General features: G+C 55.2%; 22 protein-coding genes. All 22 read left to right on the top strand.

What is annotated here, in order from left to right:
* Nucleotides 1-72: 72 nt before the first annotated feature.
* The 22 genes from KB213_RS05480 (at nucleotide 73) to KB213_RS05375 (ending at nucleotide 19,773) form a co-directional block, all read left to right on the top strand.
* Nucleotides 73-582 (top strand): phage virion morphogenesis protein, encoded by a 510-nt coding sequence (locus KB213_RS05480; protein ID WP_211681083.1) that lies wholly within the window; start codon nucleotides 73-75, stop codon nucleotides 580-582.
* A gap of 188 nt (nucleotides 583-770) precedes the next feature.
* Nucleotides 771-1,739, top strand: a complete 969-nt coding sequence (locus tag KB213_RS05475; RefSeq protein WP_211681081.1) for a phage protease — start codon at nucleotides 771-773, stop codon at nucleotides 1,737-1,739.
* A complete protein-coding gene (locus KB213_RS05470; protein WP_211681079.1) occupies nucleotides 1,739-2,185 on the top strand; it encodes a hypothetical protein in 447 nt (148 codons plus the stop codon). Before KB213_RS05475 ends, KB213_RS05470 begins: the two co-directional genes overlap by 1 nt.
* A 2-nt stretch (nucleotides 2,186-2,187) precedes the next feature.
* Nucleotides 2,188-3,123 (top strand): Mu-like prophage major head subunit gpT family protein, encoded by a 936-nt coding sequence (locus tag KB213_RS05465; RefSeq protein ID WP_211681077.1) that lies wholly within the window; start codon nucleotides 2,188-2,190, stop codon nucleotides 3,121-3,123.
* Between the two features lie 12 nt (nucleotides 3,124-3,135).
* Entirely contained in the window at nucleotides 3,136-3,390 is a 255-nt protein-coding gene (locus tag KB213_RS05460; protein ID WP_211681075.1) for a hypothetical protein, read from the top strand.
* The gene (locus KB213_RS05455; RefSeq protein WP_211681073.1) at nucleotides 3,390-3,812 is read left to right on the top strand and encodes a gp436 family protein; all 423 of its coding nucleotides are present in this window, start codon (nucleotides 3,390-3,392) and stop codon (nucleotides 3,810-3,812) included. The genes KB213_RS05460 and KB213_RS05455 overlap by 1 nt, the downstream gene beginning before the upstream one ends.
* On the top strand, nucleotides 3,806-4,375 hold the full coding sequence (locus KB213_RS05450) for a hypothetical protein (protein WP_211681071.1): 570 nt from the start codon (nucleotides 3,806-3,808) through the stop codon (nucleotides 4,373-4,375). The genes KB213_RS05455 and KB213_RS05450 overlap by 7 nt, the downstream gene beginning before the upstream one ends.
* A gap of 5 nt (nucleotides 4,376-4,380) precedes the next feature.
* A complete protein-coding gene (locus tag KB213_RS05445; protein WP_211681653.1) occupies nucleotides 4,381-4,575 on the top strand; it encodes a hypothetical protein in 195 nt (64 codons plus the stop codon).
* Entirely contained in the window at nucleotides 4,562-6,058 is a 1,497-nt protein-coding gene (locus KB213_RS05440) for a phage tail sheath subtilisin-like domain-containing protein (protein ID WP_211681069.1), read from the top strand. Before KB213_RS05445 ends, KB213_RS05440 begins: the two co-directional genes overlap by 14 nt.
* Nucleotides 6,059-6,062: 4 nt before the next feature.
* Nucleotides 6,063-6,419: a phage tail tube protein gene (locus KB213_RS05435; RefSeq protein ID WP_211681067.1), complete on the top strand. Its 357-nt coding sequence runs from the start codon at nucleotides 6,063-6,065 to the stop codon at nucleotides 6,417-6,419.
* Nucleotides 6,416-6,769, top strand: a complete 354-nt coding sequence (locus KB213_RS05430) for a hypothetical protein (RefSeq protein WP_211681065.1) — start codon at nucleotides 6,416-6,418, stop codon at nucleotides 6,767-6,769. The genes KB213_RS05435 and KB213_RS05430 overlap by 4 nt, the downstream gene beginning before the upstream one ends.
* A 131-nt stretch (nucleotides 6,770-6,900) precedes the next feature.
* Nucleotides 6,901-8,937, top strand: a complete 2,037-nt coding sequence (locus KB213_RS05425; protein ID WP_211681063.1) for a phage tail tape measure protein — start codon at nucleotides 6,901-6,903, stop codon at nucleotides 8,935-8,937.
* Nucleotides 8,938-8,942: 5 nt separating this feature from the next.
* Nucleotides 8,943-10,346 (top strand): DNA circularization N-terminal domain-containing protein, encoded by a 1,404-nt coding sequence (locus tag KB213_RS05420; RefSeq protein ID WP_211681061.1) that lies wholly within the window; start codon nucleotides 8,943-8,945, stop codon nucleotides 10,344-10,346.
* On the top strand, nucleotides 10,343-11,680 hold the full coding sequence (locus tag KB213_RS05415) for a phage baseplate assembly protein (RefSeq protein WP_211681059.1): 1,338 nt from the start codon (nucleotides 10,343-10,345) through the stop codon (nucleotides 11,678-11,680). The genes KB213_RS05420 and KB213_RS05415 overlap by 4 nt, the downstream gene beginning before the upstream one ends.
* Nucleotides 11,677-12,231, top strand: coding sequence for a phage baseplate assembly protein V (locus KB213_RS05410; protein ID WP_211681057.1), 555 nt, complete (start codon nucleotides 11,677-11,679; stop codon nucleotides 12,229-12,231). The genes KB213_RS05415 and KB213_RS05410 overlap by 4 nt, the downstream gene beginning before the upstream one ends.
* Nucleotides 12,232-12,288: 57 nt before the next feature.
* Nucleotides 12,289-12,756, top strand: a complete 468-nt coding sequence (locus KB213_RS05405) for a phage GP46 family protein (RefSeq protein WP_249110287.1) — start codon at nucleotides 12,289-12,291, stop codon at nucleotides 12,754-12,756.
* Nucleotides 12,753-13,832, top strand: a complete 1,080-nt coding sequence (locus tag KB213_RS05400) for a baseplate J/gp47 family protein (protein WP_211681055.1) — start codon at nucleotides 12,753-12,755, stop codon at nucleotides 13,830-13,832. Before KB213_RS05405 ends, KB213_RS05400 begins: the two co-directional genes overlap by 4 nt.
* Entirely contained in the window at nucleotides 13,829-15,823 is a 1,995-nt protein-coding gene (locus KB213_RS05395; protein ID WP_211681053.1) for a GH32 C-terminal domain-containing protein, read from the top strand. The genes KB213_RS05400 and KB213_RS05395 overlap by 4 nt, the downstream gene beginning before the upstream one ends.
* Nucleotides 15,823-16,830 (top strand): glycine-rich domain-containing protein, encoded by a 1,008-nt coding sequence (locus tag KB213_RS05390; RefSeq protein ID WP_211681051.1) that lies wholly within the window; start codon nucleotides 15,823-15,825, stop codon nucleotides 16,828-16,830. Before KB213_RS05395 ends, KB213_RS05390 begins: the two co-directional genes overlap by 1 nt.
* A complete protein-coding gene (locus tag KB213_RS05385) occupies nucleotides 16,830-17,150 on the top strand; it encodes a hypothetical protein (RefSeq protein ID WP_211681049.1) in 321 nt (106 codons plus the stop codon). Before KB213_RS05390 ends, KB213_RS05385 begins: the two co-directional genes overlap by 1 nt.
* Nucleotide 17,151: 1 nt before the next feature.
* Nucleotides 17,152-17,532, top strand: a complete 381-nt coding sequence (locus KB213_RS05380) for a hypothetical protein (protein WP_211681047.1) — start codon at nucleotides 17,152-17,154, stop codon at nucleotides 17,530-17,532.
* A 3-nt stretch (nucleotides 17,533-17,535) separates the two neighbouring features.
* Nucleotides 17,536-19,773 carry a hypothetical protein gene (locus tag KB213_RS05375; protein WP_211681045.1) on the top strand — a complete coding sequence of 746 codons (2,238 nt, stop codon included), beginning with the start codon at nucleotides 17,536-17,538 and terminating at the stop codon, nucleotides 19,771-19,773.
* Nucleotides 19,774-19,775 lie beyond the last annotated feature (2 nt).

The following is a 19,775-nucleotide window of genomic DNA, read 5'->3' as shown; positions in this document are numbered from 1 at the left end:
CGGTAGATTAATCACCGTGTCACCGTGCGTCGCGTATATTTCAATAGCGAAGTTATAGGGGGGAAATCAAGCATGGCGAGTATCACCCTAACGGGAAGTTTTGACCCTATGCGTCAGTCTCTAAAGAGCGTGGCGGATATTGGGCGGGATCCGCAAGCTGTATTACAGGCTGTTGGTCATATTGTGCTGAATTCCACCCGTGATCGTATCCGCCGACAGGTTCAGCCGGATGGCAGCGCATTTGCGCCGCTTAACCCGGTTTATGCTTTGACGAAGGAAGGGCCAGGCATATTGCGCGGCCCTAATTTTCAAAATGGCCTGTATGGGTCGTTGACCGCTAAGGCGACGGGCAACGTTCTACGCTGGGGGTCAAATAAGGTGTATGCGCGTGTGCACCAGTTTGGTGCGGTGATTCAGCCTAAGAATAAACGGCAATTATCTTTTGAGATGGGTGGACGCCTCTTTCACGTGGATAGTGTTTTTGTTCCTGCCCGCCCCTATCTCGCATTTACGCCTCAGGACCGTGAGGACGTGGTTGTAGAGTTGGAAGGGTTTTTGGAACGGGCTATTAAGTCGAAATAGTCTCCTACGGGTGCTAGGGTAATTTTAAGACGCGTTTAAGACGGTTTAAGACGGGTCTGTGGCGCATTTTGGAATGCTGCGGCATGTCCGGACGTGCCACGTCGGTACTGAGCGTTCTGTGCGGGAAAATATGGGGGGAGTGTTTGCCCCTCTGAAGCTCATGGTTGAGACCGTGCAGAGTGTCCTTAATGACATATCTGCATTTCCATACAGCGCTCCCGGAGAGCAATGACGTTCCTGAATGGATCCACCTGCTTCCGGCAGGTGTGTTCCGTGGGGTCGATCAACGTGGTCCGTACACGGTGGCGAATGCGGATCAGGTGATCACGCATTCGATGCAAGCGGGCAAGCTTGTTCTCGATGAAAATCATGCGACCGACAAAGCGGCTCTTAAAGGTGGGAGTGCGCCTGCTGTTGGTTGGATCGTGGAGATGCAGTCCCGAGAGGATGGCATTTGGGGGCGTGTGGACTGGACCAAAACCGGCCGTGCGCTGATGAGCGACAAAGCGTATCGCGGTGTCTCCCCGGCCTTTGCGGCCCAAGGTGCGCAGGTGACGCGTATTGCGCGGGCCAGTTTGACCAATTTGCCAAATCTAACACTGACTCATCTACATACACAGGAGATTGGGATGGACCCCTCTGACATCGCGCGGAGGCTTGGCCTCCCGATCACGTCTACGCAGAGCGAGATTGAAACGGCTTTGGAGCGGGCGCGTGATGCCCTCAGCTTACATACGCAGGCTGTCACGCTGGCGGGTTTGAAGGGATCGCCGTCTGTCGAAGCGATTGTGACAGGACTGCGTGCGCGCACGGAAACTGTCGAAACCCACGCGCAGCAGCAGATCACAGCGCTTCAAGAGCAAGTGAAGGTTCTGGGTCAGCAAGCCGCGCGGCATGCAGCGGAACAAGCTGTGAAAGACGCCTCAACGGAGGGGCGGATCATCACCGACAAAATGCGCGAACGTTTAGTGCATCTGCATATGCAAGACCCGGAAGCAGCAGAGGAAATCATCTCTGGCCTGCCAAAGATGGGCGGCAAGATCGAGATGCATACACGCACACCGCACGCGGGCTCTGTGGATGGGCATGATGCGTTTATCGCTGCGCAACTCGGTGTGTCCGTTGAGGCCATGCAAAAAATGCGAGGAGCTGTCTGATGCTGACCGCTGACCGTACCTTATTGCGCAAAATGGGCCCGCGCCGAGCCATGTTCGCGGGACCTGTTGCCGCTGGCGCTGCCTTGTTTCGTGGATCAATTGCGGCTGTTTGCGCTGATGGCACGCTCGTCCCCGCAGGGATACAAAGTCCGCTCTTTGCGCCTGTCGCCATTCTCGGCATTGCCAAGCATCAACAATTACCGGCGTCTGGCGGACTGGTCACAGGGGATTTTGTGGGCAGTTCCACGGCAGTGGAATGCGAAACAGGATGTTTTGCTTTGCCGTTTGATACTGCGCCGAGCTGGGCCAACAAGGGCCAGCCTGTTTATGCGGTCGATGACCAGACCGTATCCCTCACACAAACACCGTCAGGCGGTACAGCGCGCCTACAGGTTGGGGTCTTTGCTGGCCTTGACGTTGACGGCACGCCGTACGTGGAGATCTGATTATGGCTGAAATTTCATCTGCCTTTATGCAAACGTTGGATGTGGGTGTGCGCACCCAATTCAATCAGTTTCTGCAAACGGCTCCGTCCATGTTCGATACGATCGCTATGACGATCAATTCGACGACGCGGGAAAACTTCTATCCAAAGCTCAATGAAATTCCAGGTTTACGGGAATGGCTTGGTGATCGTGTGATCCATAGTCTGAGTACGGGTGGCTTCTCTATCGCTAATAAGACCTTCGAGCTGACCGTTTCGATTGATCGCGATGATATTGAAGATGACCAATTTGGTATTTTCAATATTGGTGTGCAGCAACTCGGTGTGAATGCTGGCGCGTTCCCAGATGAATTGGTTTTCAAACTGCTCAAGTCTGGCACGACTACCAAGTGTTGGGATGGCCAGAATTATTTCGATACGGATCATCTGACGGCAGATGCGAATGGGAAACCGACCAGCTACGCCAATATCAGCACGCCTCAAGGAGCGGAAACAGCGGGGCCAATGTGGTTCTTGTTTGATACGACGCGCCCACTGAAGCCGATGATTTTCCAAAACCGTCGACCTTTTTCCATTACGTCTAAAACGGCGCTGGATGATGATAATGTGTTCCGCACAAAGGAATATATTTGGGGGACGGATGGCCGTTGTAACGCGGGGTTTGGTCTGTGGCAGCTGGCGTTTGCCTCTACGCGCCCTTTGAATGCCGATACGTATGGTCAAGCTCGTGCGGCAATGGCCTCTCAGCACCGTGCGGATGGTGTCCCTTATGGCATTAAGCCGAATATTTTGATGGTGCCATCTGCTTTGGAGGGGGCGGCTAATGGGCTGATGTCATCCGACTTGGTGGCGCAGCTTCAGAGTGATGGCAAGACATACGCCACAGTCAGCAACCCATGGAAAGGTACGGCGAAGCCCGTGACCTGCCCGTATCTGTGAGGGGGGTGAGCTGTGCCGGGCACGATTGAAGACAAAGGCTCCGAGCCCAAGAAGAAACCGCCTGTTCGGGCCGTGTTTCGTTCCGTGGCGACACCGGATCAGGACATTGTTTCTGGCCATATCATTGTGGTGAGCCGCCAACCCGGTTTGCGCCGGGGTGGTCAAGAGCATGGTGCTGTAACGCTCTATGAGCGCGATGCTTTCACACCAGAGCAATTTGCTCTTTTGGTCAACGAGCCTTTGCTGGAAGTGATTGAGGTGAAGTGATGGCGTATGCATCCGTCCAAGACCTGATCCAACGTTTTGGTGAGCGCGAGCTGATCAATAATACGACGCCTGAGGGGCAAGCCCGCTCGGGGATTGATCAGGCGCGCGTGGCACAGGTTTTGACCGATGCATCGGCGTTGATCGACAGCTACCTTAACCGCCGCTTTGTGGTGCCGCTGACAAATACTCCAGCCAGTATCGTGAATGCCTGTTGCCGTATTGCACGGTTTGATCTTGCCCAGACCGGCGCAACACAGCCAACCGATAATATGCGTACGGACAGGCAGGATGCTGTGAAGTGGCTGAGTGAAATCGCGCGTGGGACCGTAACGCTGGATGGTCAAGAAACACCGAACACGTCCGCATCATGGTCACGGATCAGGACACGGCCGGTGCAGCAAGGTGGTGAGCGGTTATGGTGAGACCGTATTCGGATAATCAATATCCCGATCAGCTAATCACGGGCGGTCCATTATCGTACGCTCTGCGTGCGCTGAGAAGCCAATTAGAAGCCTTATTTAATCCAGAGACCTACACGCACAGCATCATTCCTCCGCGTGCATCAGCACGGGAGTGGGAGCATCTGACAAAGCGTATGCCGATGGTTGCTGTTGGATGGATGGGAATGCCAACCAGTGCGCATACGGGCGGTTTGTTCCATGGTGATATGCAATTCGCCGTCATTTTAATGACGCGACAGAATGACCCGGAAAGCGCATATTTTGGAGATGGCACACTGCCGGGAGTTTTGGGGCTGGCTTCTATCGCTGCCCTTGGTTTGCACGGATTTGACATTCCATCCGTTGGGTCGTGCCGCGTTGAGCACTTGGCCACAGCAGGCGAACAAGAGTGGCTCCCGAATGGCGTGGCATCGGTGCAACTTCAAGTAACGATCCCGTCCGTTTCCTTTGATAGCCGCGATCTAGTGGCACAACTCGACACCTTAAAAACGATCACGCCAGTAGCGCGAGGAGAAAACACGTGACGGAGATGAAAACGGTCAGTGCAGCAGCTGGACGACGTGTGGTGGCACCTGATGGTACACCTGTCCCTGAAAAATTTCAGGTTAATCCGGCAGATCCCTATTGGGCACGCATGCTCCGGGAAGGTGACTTGGTGAGCGAGGACACGTCTGTAACGCAGGCAGCGAGTGGCCATGAGGAGCCAGCCCATGAGCACGAATAATTCTGTACAGCCGGTGTTTCAGCAAATCCCCGGAGAGTGGGCTGTTCCTGGGTCCTATACCGAAATCCAGTCGGTACCAGCTGCGGGATCACTGTCAAGCATGCCCTTGCGGGCCGTGATCATTGGTCAGCGTTCTAGTGGCGCTGCAGCTCCCAATGTTGTGTATGAAAACGTAGCTAACCCTGCTCCATTATTTGGGACAGGAATGATGATGACACAGGCCATTACTTCTTTTGTAACGGAGCGGCCCGATGTGCCGGTAGACGCCGTTGGTGTTGCTCCGACCGCTGGGATGGTATTACCGACTGCGCAGATTACGTTTAATGGAACGCCGAGCGCTTCAGGCACTGCCGCTATCGTGGTGAGTGGATATCGTGTGGCATTTGCGGTTTCTGCTGGAGCGACGGTCTTTCAATTGGCTGCGTCGTTATTGTCAGCAGTACAAGCGTCTCAATTGACGGCACAAGTGGGTGTTACAGCTGAACTCATCAATAATGGGGTCGCTGTCCAATTAACAATGATGGATTGGGGGGCTGCGGGCAATCAAACCGGGTTGACGGTTTCTGCCGCGGCCGGAGATCAAGTACCCAACCTCACGGTTGTGGCCAGTGGTTTCGCGAATGGCGTGGGCGCGCCGGATATTACGCCTGCGCTGCAAGCTCTCGGCAATACATGGTACACCGATATTGTGTTGGTGCTGAATGATCAGGCCAATATTCAGTCTGCTGTACTCGAAGCTCGGCGGCGTTGCGGCGCTATGGTTGCCCAAGACGCACGCGTATGGGTGGCTGTAAGCGGAACGCAAGGTGCTGTTTTGCAACTGCAGTCTCAGTTCAGCACGGCAGAAGAACTGGTGTTGCTGAGCGCGACCTCGCCGAGTTGGAGCCCGTGGCAATTAGCGGCAGCAGCTGCAGCGCAGGGATCTGCCTCGTTGAATGCTGACCCTGCACGGCAATTGCGCGGCTTGCCGCTCAACACACTCGCAGGGTTGGGACCATCACCGTTAAATCAATACAGCCGGACACAGCGCCAGGCATTGCTGACGAATGGCTGTACGACATTAACGATGGCGCGCGATGGGACCGTCAGTTTTGAGCGTGCTGTGACGACACGCGTGACGGACCCAGAAACGCAGCAGGCCAGCGGCATTTGGGATGTCATGATCCCAGCAGTTGGTGCGCGGGTGCGGTATGAGTGGAACGCCTATGTCGAGGCCACATATTACAACGCCAAACTGGCGGATGACGGATCGACGATGTCCAACCTGTCCGGTGTTGTGACATGTCGGACGTTGCTGGGATCATGGGCTGCGCAATGCAAACTCTATGAAAATATGGGGTGGATTGACGATGTCGGCACGATGGTGACCACCGCCTCCTTCGTGCGTGATCCGAGTGACCGCTCGCGTGTGAATTCCTACCTGCCGATTAAGCCGATGGGTTCTCTGATCGTGCTGGCAAACGTTCTTCAGATGCAGGTGTAAAACCATGGCAACAACGATTGGTATTATCCGCCTGTGGTGGCGCGGTAAGAAATATGATGTGCAAAAGGGTGTGCGGTTTAAACCCCCTGGCTTGCAAAATGCGAACGTAATGGTGGCAGGTCGTGCGCTGCGCTCTCAGAGTTACAATGTGGGCACAGCGCAGGCCACGATCCAGATTACGTCGGATATGGCGATTGCAGATTTCGATCCCTCTCTTGGTGAGGGTGAACTGCAATTACAGGCGGATACCGGCCAGACATGGACGATCCCCGATGCCTACGTGATGACCTTTCCCGAAGTGCAAGACAGCGGTGCTGCTTCGGTTAATTGGTCCTTTAATACCTATCAGGAGATTTCATGATGTTTGATCAAAAAGCCCTTCCGAAGGGAGCTGTTGAAAATGCTGATGGCTCTGTTTTGTTGACTTTGAGCAAAGCTGTGACTTTGGCAGGACGCAATGAGAATGGCCCTAATCAAGTTGAGGTGCGGGAACTGACATTCAACGACCTTACGGCGGGCGATTTGATTGATAGTGGAAGCCGGAAAACTGGCTCCGAACGCACGCTGTATTTGGTGGGGGCTTCTACAGGTCATACCGGACCTGCTGGTGAGCGCATTTTACGTGCTTTGTCCGTGCGGGATTATGTGAAAGCGACGAAAATCGTTGATCTTTTTACGAACGATGGCCCGGAGACTGGCGAGGACGCTTAGCCGGGCTTGCACGCATATTACATTTTGGGCGTGGAGATCTGCGCGCCATGTTCCCGCATGAACTATCTTTTTGGGAGGTTTCATACGGTGAGTTCCGCGAGAACCTCATAATAGATGAACCGGAGAGTTGAGTGTCTAATCTGACGGCACAATTTGAACTGACGTTAGAGGATAAACTCTCCGGTCCTATTGAGCGCATTGATCAGCTCGTTACGAAATTAAGCTCCGCGCTCGAACGTATTGGCCAAAATCGTGGCTTTGATGAAGCGTGGGAGCCGGTACCGCGCTGTGTTGAACAGACGAATACGCTGAGTGAAGCGATTGAGCGGACAACAGCGACAGCGCATGGCTTGAGCGAAGGCTTGGGTGAAACAGCTGCTAGCGCGGGAAGCGCGGGAAACGCTCTAGGGCGCGCTGCTGAAGGAGCGACATCTCTTAATACGGCTATGGAGCGCACACGAGTAGGGACAAGTTCAGCGGTTGAAGGGTTGAATGCCGTTACGGAGGCGGCAAACCGGGCGCATGATTCCGTGAACCGTTCTGCTAACGGTGGGATTTCTGGTGGTGGCAATCATGGGGTCATCGGTTCTTTAGGGCATCTCCACGAGGAGAGTGAGCGTGGGATTAATAAGGCTTTTGGCGCTGCAGCTGCGGGCTTTGGACTTGTGGAGCCGGTTCGAGAGTCCGCTAATTTTGACAATACGATCCGCCATATCGGCATTGGATTAAATCTGCATGGAGCAGAGAATGATCGCTTTGCGGCCGATTTTAAGCGACAGATCCATCAACTGGCGCGAGATACCGGGCAGAGTGGTGAAGAGTTGGCTGAGGCTGCCGGGTTTTTCTCAAGTGAAGGTTATAATCGCACCCGTTTGAATGCTGTGCTGCCAACAGTGGCGCGCATTTCTACGGCCTATAATGCGAACCCAGATGCTGTGGCCCGATCTACATTTGCGCTGCAAGAAAATATGCATATCACGGATGCTAACTTGCCGGGGGCTTTGGCATCTGTAGCGTTGGCAGGAAAATCTGCTGCTCTGCCCTTCGAAAAATTAGCGCCTCTTTTGCCGCAAGTTGCTGCCGCTGCAGGGGCCCTAGGTGTAACGGGGCGATCTGGTGTGGATGACCTCGCGGCGGCATTGGCGGTTGTGCGAAAATCCACGGGTACAGAAGGCGAAGCGACCACCGATACGCGGGCCTTTATCCAAGCCATCACAAGTCCACACACGGCACATCGGTTTGAGAAATACGGAGTTGATCTTTTTGGTATCGAGGATCGTGCTCGCCGCTCGGGGCGAGACCCGATGCTCGCTGTTTTACAGGCGGTTGATAGGATCACGCATCGTGGGGAAGATCGGCGGGCGCTGGGGACACTGTTTAATAATGAGCAGGATCGTGGGTTCGTTCAGGCCATATTGATGCATATGGATCAATATGAAGAGATTCATCGCCGGACGGCTGGAGCCAATCAGAGCGTAATCAAAGAAGATTATGATACCGGGCGCAATACCCAGCTGATTGCTATGAAAGCATTTGATGAATCTTGGCACGAGCTCATGCAAGAGGTGGGCACTGGGTTCCTGCCTATTTTGCGCGGTGTGACGTATGGGTTTCAACACCTCTCGGCCGCGATGGAGGCCGTGGATAAACATGTCCCTTATGCAAATGCTACGGTGCTTGGCCTTGGTGGTGCAACTCTGGCTGGTACGGCAGGCATTGCGGCTATCGGTGCGATTTCAGGCCCCGTGAAAGCCGGTTGGGGCGTAATGAAATCCCTAAAACGGCGCATCGTCGGGCGCGCTGCTACGGCGGGTGCTGGTGAAGCGGTGGCGGCAGGAGCTGGTGAGGCTGCTGTTGCGGAGGGGGCTGGGCTTGCTGCTACGGAAGCCACAGCGCTGACGGCTGCAGAAGTTGGTGGCGGAGCATTATTGGCTGGCGTGTCGTGGCCCGTTTTGCTGGCGGGAGCTGGAATAGCCGCTGCGGGTGCTGGCGGTTATGCACTGTGGCGGCACTATCATCATTCTGGTCAGCCTGCCGGTTCGGGCGATGGCCAGACCATTAAATTGGAAGTTTCGCTCGCGCCCGGCCTACAAGCCTCCGTTGGCCCGAATACACCAATCCCAGTTCATATTACGCCCAATGCAGGGCGCATGACGCAAAGGCCATAACCATCATGTCGGGTGCGCTGTCCTCTTTTGGTCTGGGATCATCAGCCAGCATTTTATCGTCCATACCAAGTGTCGGCGGTTTAGCATCTAGTGCGTTGTCGGGCTTGTTGAATACAGCCGCTTTGGGTGGCGTGACATTTGACATGATCAACTCCCGTGAGGCCGCTGGACGGCGCGTGGTGCGGGTCTTGTTCCCTAACCTGGCGGTTAATCAGCAGGTTTTTCAGGATTTCGGCAATCTTGAAACCCCGTTGCGCCTGACGGGCGTGATCGTCGGCGATGATTATGTCATCCGCGCCAAACGTATGGTCGCCGTCCTTAAAAAAGCGGGCACCACCACGTTAGTGCATCCATGGTGGGGCCGATTGCGGGTAAGGATCACTGAGCCCGGTGAAGTGGCTTTTGATGTGCATAATATGCGCATGGCGACCTTTAGCGTGTCGGTGGTGCGCGATCCTGGCGTGCCGAAAACGGGCAATCTCCTGCAGCGTATTACGGATACGGTGTCCAACGTTTTGGAGAAAGCGGATGCGTTAGTGGATGAAGCCACGCTGGCAGTTCAGGGCGTTCTAGCACCACTCTCTATCCCGCTGGCGTTGGCGGGGAGTGTCCGTTCTTTTCTTTCGCAGTCCGGTGGTGTGTGGGATAGCATTACAGGCTCAACTCCTCAGCCTATTCAGACGGCAATTTCTGCCCCCAGAGCGGCTCTGGCAGCGGGGGTGAGTGTCCCGGCTGTGAATGATGATACGACTTACGCCAACGCTGTGACGGGTGTTCTGGCGGGGATGCCGGTGGCGATTGCCAACGCGATTACTGACCCTGCGCAATCCATTGTGGCACCTGCCGATGTTGTCATGGGTGATGATACGCAGGTGATTACGGCGGCGCAGTGTGGTGATCTGCTGTTGTCTGCGGCTGAGAAGATTGGGACATTATCGGGGGCATTGTCAGATATTTCACCCACTGCCGCATCGGTTTTGACCTTGGGTGTCGCGGCGCGTGCTTTGATTGTCTCGCAGCTGATGTCCGCATGGGTGGGTTTGACGTTTGTGTCTGGTGATGACGCATTGACTGCTCGAGATCGTTATCTCGCCGCACTGGATGCACTGATTATTACGATTGAGAATACGGCATCCTCTGGTGCCGCTCAGTCTTTAACAGGGTTATGGCAGGCGGGGCGTGATCTCAAAGTGGCGCTGATTGCGGATGCTACGGTGCAGGTGGGTCGCCTACCGGCTGTGCGCGCCATTGATGTCCCGAACGGTATGTCATCATGGGTGTTAGCCTATGCAGTAGCCGGTGACACAAAATCGAATGTGGAAACCGTCTTTGATGATCTGGTGACGCGCAATGCGGTGGCGCATCCGGGGGTTTTGGGGCCTGCTGTGGTTGAGGTGCTGGACTTATGAGCGCTGTGCCTTCCTCCGGAGTGGAAACCGTTGTTAGCCATGCGCGGCCGTGGATTGTGCGGATTAATGGCCATTCTATTCACAACTGGGTGTCATGCGAGGTGGGTCGTGATCTGGCGGATATCGCGGGCACCTTTCGGGTAGATATTGCGGAGCCCTTTCCTTTCCCAGATGGCTTTCAGCCAACGGCTCGTATTCATGATCGGGTGGAAATCGAGATTGAGAATCAGGTCGTGTTGCGCGGTTTTGTGGAGGCCGTGAATACCTCAGGGGATGAGCATAGTTTCCATGTCACCATTTCCGGGCGCGATACGACGGGGGATCTTGTCGATTGCAGCGTCAATCCAAATGGTCCAGCTGAATACCGGAAGATATTACTGGAAACGGTCATTGGCAGTTTAATTCAGCCCTATGGTGTGACCCTGCAACGACAGGTGGAAACAGGTGCGCCTTTCACGCTGGTCGCATTAGAGCCGCAGGATACGGTTCTGGCAGCAGTTGAGCGCTTATCACGTCAGCGCGGAATTCTTGTCACCTCAGATGGCATTGGTGGGATTGTGCTGACAAAAGCTGGGACAACTCGAGCAACCGATCGTTTGATTTGGCCGGGTGGGAATGTGTCCTCCATGCAAACGCGTTTGATGCAGCGCCATTCGGATACGTGGGTCAAAGGCCAGTTTAATAGTGTTTTAAGAGGCTCAAAAGCAGTTCTTAATATTAGTGGTGCACCGCAGTCCCCGCCAGCAACGGGCCATCGCCGAGCCGGGGAATTGGCAGCCTCTGCGCGCTTTGGGCACGCCATTGATCCGGGCGTGCGACGTTACCGCCCGGTTGTGCACCTTGCGAAAACACAAAGCGGCGGCTCCGCTGCAGCACAAAACAGCGCGAACCCGTCGCTTGACGCCACGGCTTTGGGGCAAACGCCGACGGCGCCAGCGCAGGGCGCGTATCGTTCAGCAACGGTTCACCATCGTCGCCGCAAAGCACGCAAACCGCGTACAGATGCAACGCCGTGGACTTTACAAGATCAGGCTGATTGGCGGATGCGGACGGCGCGCGCGCATGCCACTGCGTTCGTCTACACCGTGCCGGGTCTGCTCAATAAAGCGGGTGATTTGTGGCAACCCAACAGCCTCGTGAGTGTGCAGGATGCGTATAATCAGTTGGATGGCGATATGCTCATTGGGGCTGTGACCTGGGTGGCAACGGGCACGCGGTTTGAGACGCGGATCTCGGTCGTACCGCCGGACGCGTATGATTTAACGGGCGATGCGGATGCTCCGAGCCGGTCGGGTGGACGTCGCACCAGCACAGGACGGGCGTTTGGGCGATGACAATCTGGAATGAACTCTCCAACGCCATGCGCTCGCTCATATTGCGTGGCGTTGTGGAAGCAGTGGATGATACGGGCCCGGAGCAATGTGTGGATGTACAGTTGCATTATGGGCAGCAGCGCTCACGCGTCCCGGTGTTGCAGCCCTTTGGCCTGTCGAGTTTTGCACCTTTAGATGGTGCGATCGTACATGTGTTGCAAACGGGGAATGACCCTTCGGATAGTGTGGCGTTTCCACCGGCAAACCCGTCAGCCGCCCGGATGGGTGGTTTGAGTGAGGGGGAAACTGTGGTGTATGACAGCGCAGGGCAGCGATTGTATTTTAGTGCTGGCCAGCTCATACGCGTGGATGCGGCCAAGGAAATGACGGTCGCCATTGCAGGCCAGACCGTGTTGGATGTCACGACCAGTGGCGTTGCCATTACGGGCAGCTTAACGGTGACAGGGCCAATAAACGCACAAGGTGATGTGACGGCCGGAACTGTCTCACTGCAAAATCATGTCCATGGTGGTGTGCAAAGTGGCGGCGCGAAAACCTCTGCCCCCCAATAAGACGGGGTAGCAAGTGCGGCCCTTAAGGGCTTTGAGCGCATTGTGCATGCTTATGGCATGATTTCACGCGCCACCATTGCAGCCGCGCCTAATGCGCAGGGCCTGACGGACCTGAAAATCGTCCCTACTGGTAATGGCCGGGGGCGGATTGCGTTGGATATGACATTGGCCAGTCCGTTGCTGGTGGCATTATCAACGGATCGCCGTGCTGAGCCAGATGATATCACCCCTGCACAGCTGAATGGCGTAACGCCCGGTGTGTTTGATCGGCGCGGCTATGTTGGGGACGTGTTGTTGCCCGACGATCAGCGTTTAGGGTCAAGGCTCTGGCTCTTTGCGCGTGCGAAGCGCACGGAGGAGACGCGACAAGCGGTAAATGCCGCTGTTTTGGATGCCGTCAATGACATTGCGGATTATCATGGTGTCACGATTGATGCGGCTACGGCATGGGGTGCTCAAGGGCAGCTGATGACGCAAATTTCTGTCGAGGGCACTATGGCGTTGACCTATGAGGCCAGCCTATGAGCGCGCCTATTCCAACGCCATCAGCTTTGGCGCAGCGCTTTGTGACGGCGTTGGCCGCACAGAGTTTTGTAGCGACGGACGGCACGGTGGTCACGCTTGATGCAACGGCACCGGCTACGCTGGAAAACGCGTTAGCCGTGCTGTCTGGGCTCAGTGATTACGAGGTGTATCTCGCGTTACGAGATCAACTGCTGGAGTTGATGCCGACGACGGCCACGGTGACCCCCGGCAGCGGATTACTGCCTGATCATGCGATAATGTGGGACACGCCGCGCCTCGGTGCGACGGCCGCCACAGGTACGATTGTTGTGACAGCATCTCAAGCCGTGACGGTCTTGGCGGGGAGCCTCGTGACGGCAGACGGCACCGTGCAATGGGCCGTGAATACGGGTATCTCTATAGCAGCGGGCAGCAGTGTCTCTGTGGCTGTGACCTGTGTGACGGCTGGCACCATTGGTAATTTAGCACCTAATGCCACGCTCAATTTTGTGACCCCGATCCTTGGCATCACCAATGTTGTGGCGGATCAAAGTGGTTTCACGGGTGGTGCTGAAATTGAAGCCGTGGAGAGCTGGCGCTCACGGATTATCGCATCCGTGCGTAACCCACCGGGTGCAGGCAATACGGCGGATTATCAGCGTTGGGCACGCGCGGCGGGCGCAGCGTATGTGGGGGTCCAGCCCGGATGGTATGGCCCCGGTACGGTCGGCATTTTTGTGGCGGCGTCGGGGGGAGCGGTGTTGTCCTCCGCACAAGTGGCACAGATTCAAAGCGCCATTGATGCGGCTCGGCCTGTGCAAGGCAGTGTGACCGTGATGGCAGCGGAGATTGTGCCGCAGAACCTGACGATTACGCTGAACCCAGATACGCAGGCGCTGCGTTCAGCCGTCACGGCGGCGCTACAACCCTACTGCCTCTCGGTTGGCATTGGTGGCCGTCTGTATCTCTCCGCGTTGGAAAGCGCTGTGGTGCAAGTGGCCGGTGTGCAGACGGATATCAGTCAGCCCAACAGTGATGTGCAATTTGCCGCAAATCAGATGCCGGTGCTCGGTACGATCACGTGGGGGACGACATGACCCGCACAGCTGAGCAAATCCGCGATGAATATCTCTCACTCATGCCAAAGAGTGAGGCATGGCCAGTGCCTGAGAGTAATATTGGCAGTTATCTGATGGCCGTGGCCATGCCGCGTGCCCAGCTAGAGGCAGATATTGGAGCGCTGCGCAATGAGATCAGCCCACTCAACAGTCAACTCTTGCTCAATGATTACGCCGATTTGCTCGGTCCAGATCCGTATGGGCGTGATGAAGGGGTTTTAGCCACAGCGCAACTGCAACAACTTTTGTATGGCCGTTGGACCGCGCGTGGCGGACAGTCCGTGTCGTATTATCAGCAGCTGGGCCAGAATTTTGGCGTCAATCTGGCGATTATCGAGCAAGAGCAAACCGTGTGCGGTGAGGCTGTCGCGGGGGATGTCGTGACGGACGGGCAGGATGTTTATACGTGGGTGGTACAACTGCCTGCGCAAAACATTGGCTTACAACGTGCCATTTACAGCAACCGCCAGCCCCACACGAGTATCTCCTTCGAGATCAATGGGCGCGATATTGCATGGCCACGTCAGCATATGATGGTCCCGGGTGGGCGTATCAATGATGCGCAACGTCCGCTGTGGTTGGGCGGACAATGGCATTTTTGGTGTCTATGGAACAAGGATTATCCAAACGGAAATGGTACAGAATGGCGTCATTTTGTGTCACCCGATCTGGTCTTTTGGACGGACCTTGGTGTTTCGATCCCCAAATACACAACGGAATATGGCGATCCGTGGACGGGATCGACGGTGGTGGACACACAGAATACAGCCGGTTTGGGGGCCGGTGCCGTCATCGCACTGTGTACGATGCCGTGTAATCCTTTAGGCGGCCAAGGCACTGCCCGATGGGTGTCCCATGATGGTGGGGAGAGCTTCACATTTGATCAGATTGTCCAGACAAACCCGAATGCGAATAAGGGCATGTCCGACCCAGTGTTTCGTGACCCTTCAGTGTTTTGGCATGCTCCAACAGGCCGTTGGAACATGGTCCTGGCCGAAATTGGGAAAGTGGGGATTTATGCGAGCACGGATCTAAAATCATGGGTGTATCAGAGTGGTTTTATACAAGGCGCACTCGGTACCTTGGAATGCCCGCAGCTTATTAAGCTGCATCTCTACAATATGGATGGCACGACGACCCAAGATAAATGGGTGATGTTTTGTGGCTGTAATGGGTATGAGGCAGGCTTCACAACAGGCACCCATTATTGGGTGGGCGAGTTTGACGGTACGACCTTTACACCAGATGCTGCAGGTGGTCAGTGGTTGGATAATGGCCCCGATTTTTATGCCTGTGCCATTACCAACGACACATCCAGTAACGACCCACAAGTTCAGGCCATTGCGATCGCATGGATGAATAATTGGGCTTATGCTGATGCGTTGGCACAGCCGGGGTTCAACGGCCAGCAGACCTTGCCGCGTGTGCTGCGCTTAGAGATCGGTTCAGGCGGTTATCCCATTGTGCGGAATGCACCGGTACACAATCAGGGGACCGTCTATCTGCGCGAGACATCGTACCCCTCGGCTGTGATTAATGATGCTACGCCCTTTGATTTTCGGACGCATCGCGTTGATTTTTTCCGCCTTGATTTTGACCTTGAGCCGGTCAATGGGGCGTGGCCTGCTGGTGGTGTGTATCTGTCTGTGCGGGACATTGGTGAGAATTTCACCCAATTGGCTTTAATCCCGTCTGGAAGCTACGGATTTTTAAATCGTGGCTCATCAGGAAGCGTACCAACGACAGATCAGGCGTGGAGTGCAGAACGCAATTTTCCGCTTGCCATGCCCAATGGGCGAGTGAGTGTCACCGCTATCGTTGATGCGCACTCCGTTGAGTTTTTTGTGAATGATGGTGCGGTCGCAGTGACGGCGCTGGATGCGGCACCGATGGCAGCGCGTGACCTCTTGCTCTCCTGCGGTGGGGGAGCCGTCATGGTGACGAATGCCGTTTTAAAGGCGATGAGCTAATGGACTACACGACATCCCCGGGAAATATTGTCATCAATGGGCGGCGTCAGTTTGTCGCACGTGACCGTCAAAATGGCGTTAGCGGGACGACTATCTCTGATGTCGATATGAATGCGCTGTTCAACTCGTTGATCTATGCTCAGCAAGCGGCCGGTCTCACAGCCAACGCATCCGATGAAACACAGATATGGCAGGCGATGCAGCGCAGTGCGAGTATCGCAGCGAACGCCGTAGCCGAGACTGATGCCAACGCCTTGCAGGCTTTAAATAATCAGTTCCAACAGGCTATAAGCGCTCTGAAAATCGGCCGCCTTTTACGCATTATCGATATCCAATCAGCCCAATCCTATACGCCGGGAACAGACGCACGATCCTGTATTGTCGAAGTGATCGGAGCCGGTGGGGCTGGCGGAGGTGCGCCGGGAAATCAAAGTGGAAGCGGCACAGCCTCTGTTGGTGGGGCTGGTGGGTGTGGTGGATATGCCTGCTTACACTTTGATCTGTCGCTGATTACACTGTCCAATGTGACCGTACAGACTGGGTTAGCAGGCGCGGGCCTCCCCGGGCAGAATGGTGGCAATGGCACGGATAGCTCATTCGGTTCATTCGTAACCTGCAAGGGTGGTTATGGTGGCACAGTTAATGGGCCTGTTGCTGCGGGTAAACCGGTGTGGACGTCGCAAGGTTTTGGCGGGGACGTATTCCCCATAAACCCCATTCCCCAAGGTTTGCAGTTCACCGCTGCCCTGAAAGGGCAAAATGGGGATACAGGCTTCTTAATTCCGAATGCGGACGGCAAGTCTCCGAGCGCGCCTATGTGCCCCATTGGTCCAGCATCACAAATGGGCAGTGGGGGTCAGAACGTAAACACCTCCAATGATAATTCTACGAATGACCCAGCCACGGGGTTTGGTGCCGGTGGTGGTGGATGCGGCTCAGTGGGTACGGGCACGATTACGGGCGGTAACGGTGCCCCTGGGCGTGTTCTGGTCTGGGAGTACGCGTAATGAGCGCAGTGCAGGTTAAAGCTGGTCAGACCTTTCAAGTGTCCTGCACGGTTACGGGTAATGACGGTGCCCTCATTGACCTGTCGGATTATGCCATCAACGCGCAAATCCGTGATGCTTTAGGCAATTTGGTTACCCAACTCTCCACGCGCAAACCAGCCAATGCGGTGGGCATAGTGAATGTTTGGGCGGATACCAAGTCATGGCCACTGGGGCGATTTTTCTGTGACCTGCAGTTTGTCCGCCCTGATGGAGTGATCCAGTTTTCAGAAACCTTTTCCATCGTGGTGAGCGCGTCGGTGACGCATATGGGAGTGTAACGTGAGTCTCTCAATTCAAAATACAGCGGCGCCAGCAGCCGTCACGGTGCAAAATGGGGCTACTCCGGATACAGCGCCAACCATCGTCTCTGCCGCGTTTAATCCGCAGACTGCACAACTCGTGTTGACGATGAGCGATGGATCGCAAGTGCCGATTGCAGGGTTTGCGGCCGCGCTGGCTCAATCTTTAGGCGGCATCTCATTGGCCGTATTGGATAGCAATGGGGCCTTGATTCTGGGTGGAAAGCCGCGCTTTGGCGTGTCTTCGGCTGGGAATTTAACGGTGCCTACGCCGCTGCCCGATACGTCAAATGGCTATGCGCCTGCGACGGGCAGTGGCGAGTTGTATCAAAACGGATCTGGCCCAATTCAGGAGGCTTAAACGATGCTTAAACGGCTTTTAATAGCGTCTTGGTTTTTGGGGCTTAGTGTTTCCTATCTGCATGCCGCTCCGGTGATGGGGCGTGGCGGTGCCATTGCATCCAGCGCTGTGAACCCTACATGGGCAGTACGTCCAGATGGCATTGCGCATTTTGCGAATATTGATGGAACGACGCAGATTGCTGGGCAATCTGCCGCCTCTGTCGCTGCAAATTCAGCCGGAGCGGTGCAACAAACCCAAGTCAACACATCGGATGGTGTGGCGGGCCTTGATGCGAACCTGCGCGTGACGGCAGATGTTAATAGTGGAGCCGTAACGGCTGTAGGCGCAACTGCTGGCGTGTATGTCGGGGGGAAATCAAGTGCTGGCGTTGAACCGCCATCCCCGATCATCAGCATTGCCGCAAAGCAAGATATTTACGGCCGCACACCACAATTACCTGGCGATATGCAGGGCTTGAACTTCGAATTAGACCGAACGCTGCAAATTGGCGGACAACGGACAGGGTCATGGGGGCATATTTTCACGTATGGGCGACCATATGCCGGGGGCATGGATGGCGTTATTGATGGCGTCTTCATGAACGGAAAATCCATGGCGCAGGGTACCGGTATCTCAGCTGGTACTTGGACGGGGATGGTCGGCAATGGCCTTCCACCAAGTGATCCACACTATAACGGCGGCAACCTGAACGACGATGCCGCAGCCCGCGCTACAGAAACAGGGTCAACACCACCGCTCTTCATCGCATCAAGCGCAATTAACGATCCAGACGGCAACGGTCATGCGGTAACGTTCCGTGCCGATGGTGCGGATTTTTCTCCTGCGCTTCCGGCATATTGGGGGCGGCAAATTCGACCAGGCATGAACATTGCAACAAATGTGATCGCAGCGGCGCACGTTGCGGGAAATAACTGGAATGAGCCGTGGTTGTCTGATGCGTATTTCCGCAAAGCCTTCAATACTTTCTTCGGCACCATCGCATCCGTAAATCAAGATGCTTTCGGGAACATCACGGGCATCAACATTGATACGGCGTGGTACCTTCCACAGCAGACGCAAGCTGGCTTTGGGACAAAAACGGGTCTCGTGCCTATGCGTGATACGTTTGATGGCAGTCCTGCAGGAACGCTGGACACGCAATTCACGAACATCAGCGCACCCGCCGTATTCTTCGGCGTCTTTACCAAAGCCTTCCCGGAATACGAATTATGCGCCCTGACGCGCCAGCCCGGAACCGATAGCGCCAATCCGTCAGGCACGATCAACAGCCTCGTGCATGAGTGTGATGACGAGCATGATCTTTGGAACTGGGACCCGCGCGACTACATGAACTCCATTCACGGCGTAACATACACCCTAAACAATGGCGGTGGCGGCAAGTTGACACGTGACAGCTATGGCGTAGGTGTTGCAGGTGGCGGGGCGCTACCACTTGGTATGCGTGTGTGGGGTCTGCTACCCGGATCGATTGCTTATCAGGCAATGTCGAATAGCAGCACACAAGCGACAAATATCTACCAACCTGACGCTGTAACGCGAGCGCTCGGTGATGAGTGGACGTCTCAAGCGTGGCAGTTCTCAAGCTCAGGTGCATCTGGCGGCGATACATCAACGCTTCGTTTGGTGCAGTTCCGAGATGTCGACACAACAGGAAGTGTAACGCCTGACACATCAACGACGAGCGTTCATCTCGCTTACAAATACGACTACAACCAAGACCCACGCAACGACACAAATGCGATTGCGGGCGGTCAGTTAGTGTATGACCCCGCAGGTTATCGCTTTGGGATCGGTCTAGGTGCTGGCGGCTCTTACCGTAGCCCGGTCTATGGGTTGATCGTTACACCTAGCGGGCCTGCGATCATGCCTCAAGGTGCTACCATGCCGTACGTTCTGGCAGATGGTATTGGCAGCAAATCTGGGAAAGGCATTACGGCAACGGACTTTTTTACGGCGGCATCAGGCCTTGCTGCATCCTATATCAAAACAAATGGTATCGCTCCCAGTAACGCTAATTTTCTAACAATTACGGCTCCTCTACAAATTCGCGGCGGCTCTACGTCAGATCAATCTTACGACTTGGCTAGCCTCCCTACGAATGGCCCGCAAATCGTTGATGGGGCGCATGTATGGTGTGTAGATTGTCGTCTCAATGGGATATCCGGTGTTGAGGTTTACTGGCATGCAAATGCCGGGAAGTGGACGGACAGCCAAAACAACGGTCTCGTTAATCAATGAGC

It is taken from the genome of Neokomagataea anthophila, from assembly GCF_018122595.1.
GTDB classification, from domain to species: Bacteria; Pseudomonadota; Alphaproteobacteria; order Acetobacterales; family Acetobacteraceae; genus Gluconobacter; species Gluconobacter anthophilus.
The sequence above is the reverse complement of the archived record's forward strand: the minus strand, read 5'-3'. Positions and strand labels throughout refer to the sequence as shown.

Bases quoted from the DNA above. Each gene is read 5' to 3' on its own strand.
- KB213_RS05445 (WP_211681653.1), top strand. From the start codon at position 4,381: ATGAAAACGGTCAGTGCAGCAGCTGGACGACGTGTGGTGGCACCTGAT.
- KB213_RS05405 (WP_249110287.1), top strand. From the start codon at position 12,289: ATGATTTCACGCGCCACCATTGCAGCCGCGCCTAATGCGCAGGGCCTG.
- KB213_RS05430 (WP_211681065.1), top strand. From the start codon at position 6,416: ATGATGTTTGATCAAAAAGCCCTTCCGAAGGGAGCTGTTGAAAATGCT.
- KB213_RS05420 (WP_211681061.1), top strand. From the start codon at position 8,943: ATGTCGGGTGCGCTGTCCTCTTTTGGTCTGGGATCATCAGCCAGCATT.
- KB213_RS05450 (WP_211681071.1), top strand. From the start codon at position 3,806: ATGGTGAGACCGTATTCGGATAATCAATATCCCGATCAGCTAATCACG.
- KB213_RS05385 (WP_211681049.1), top strand. From the start codon at position 16,830: ATGAGCGCAGTGCAGGTTAAAGCTGGTCAGACCTTTCAAGTGTCCTGC.
- KB213_RS05470 (WP_211681079.1), top strand. From the start codon at position 1,739: ATGCTGACCGCTGACCGTACCTTATTGCGCAAAATGGGCCCGCGCCGA.
- KB213_RS05455 (WP_211681073.1), top strand. From the start codon at position 3,390: ATGGCGTATGCATCCGTCCAAGACCTGATCCAACGTTTTGGTGAGCGC.
- KB213_RS05435 (WP_211681067.1), top strand. From the start codon at position 6,063: ATGGCAACAACGATTGGTATTATCCGCCTGTGGTGGCGCGGTAAGAAA.
- KB213_RS05475 (WP_211681081.1), top strand. From the start codon at position 771: ATGACATATCTGCATTTCCATACAGCGCTCCCGGAGAGCAATGACGTT.
- KB213_RS05395 (WP_211681053.1), top strand. From the start codon at position 13,829: ATGACCCGCACAGCTGAGCAAATCCGCGATGAATATCTCTCACTCATG.
- KB213_RS05465 (WP_211681077.1), top strand. From the start codon at position 2,188: ATGGCTGAAATTTCATCTGCCTTTATGCAAACGTTGGATGTGGGTGTG.
- KB213_RS05440 (WP_211681069.1), top strand. From the start codon at position 4,562: ATGAGCACGAATAATTCTGTACAGCCGGTGTTTCAGCAAATCCCCGGA.
- KB213_RS05415 (WP_211681059.1), top strand. From the start codon at position 10,343: ATGAGCGCTGTGCCTTCCTCCGGAGTGGAAACCGTTGTTAGCCATGCG.
- KB213_RS05375 (WP_211681045.1), top strand. From the start codon at position 17,536: ATGCTTAAACGGCTTTTAATAGCGTCTTGGTTTTTGGGGCTTAGTGTT.
- KB213_RS05410 (WP_211681057.1), top strand. From the start codon at position 11,677: ATGACAATCTGGAATGAACTCTCCAACGCCATGCGCTCGCTCATATTG.
- KB213_RS05390 (WP_211681051.1), top strand. From the start codon at position 15,823: ATGGACTACACGACATCCCCGGGAAATATTGTCATCAATGGGCGGCGT.
- KB213_RS05400 (WP_211681055.1), top strand. From the start codon at position 12,753: ATGAGCGCGCCTATTCCAACGCCATCAGCTTTGGCGCAGCGCTTTGTG.
- KB213_RS05480 (WP_211681083.1), top strand. From the start codon at position 73: ATGGCGAGTATCACCCTAACGGGAAGTTTTGACCCTATGCGTCAGTCT.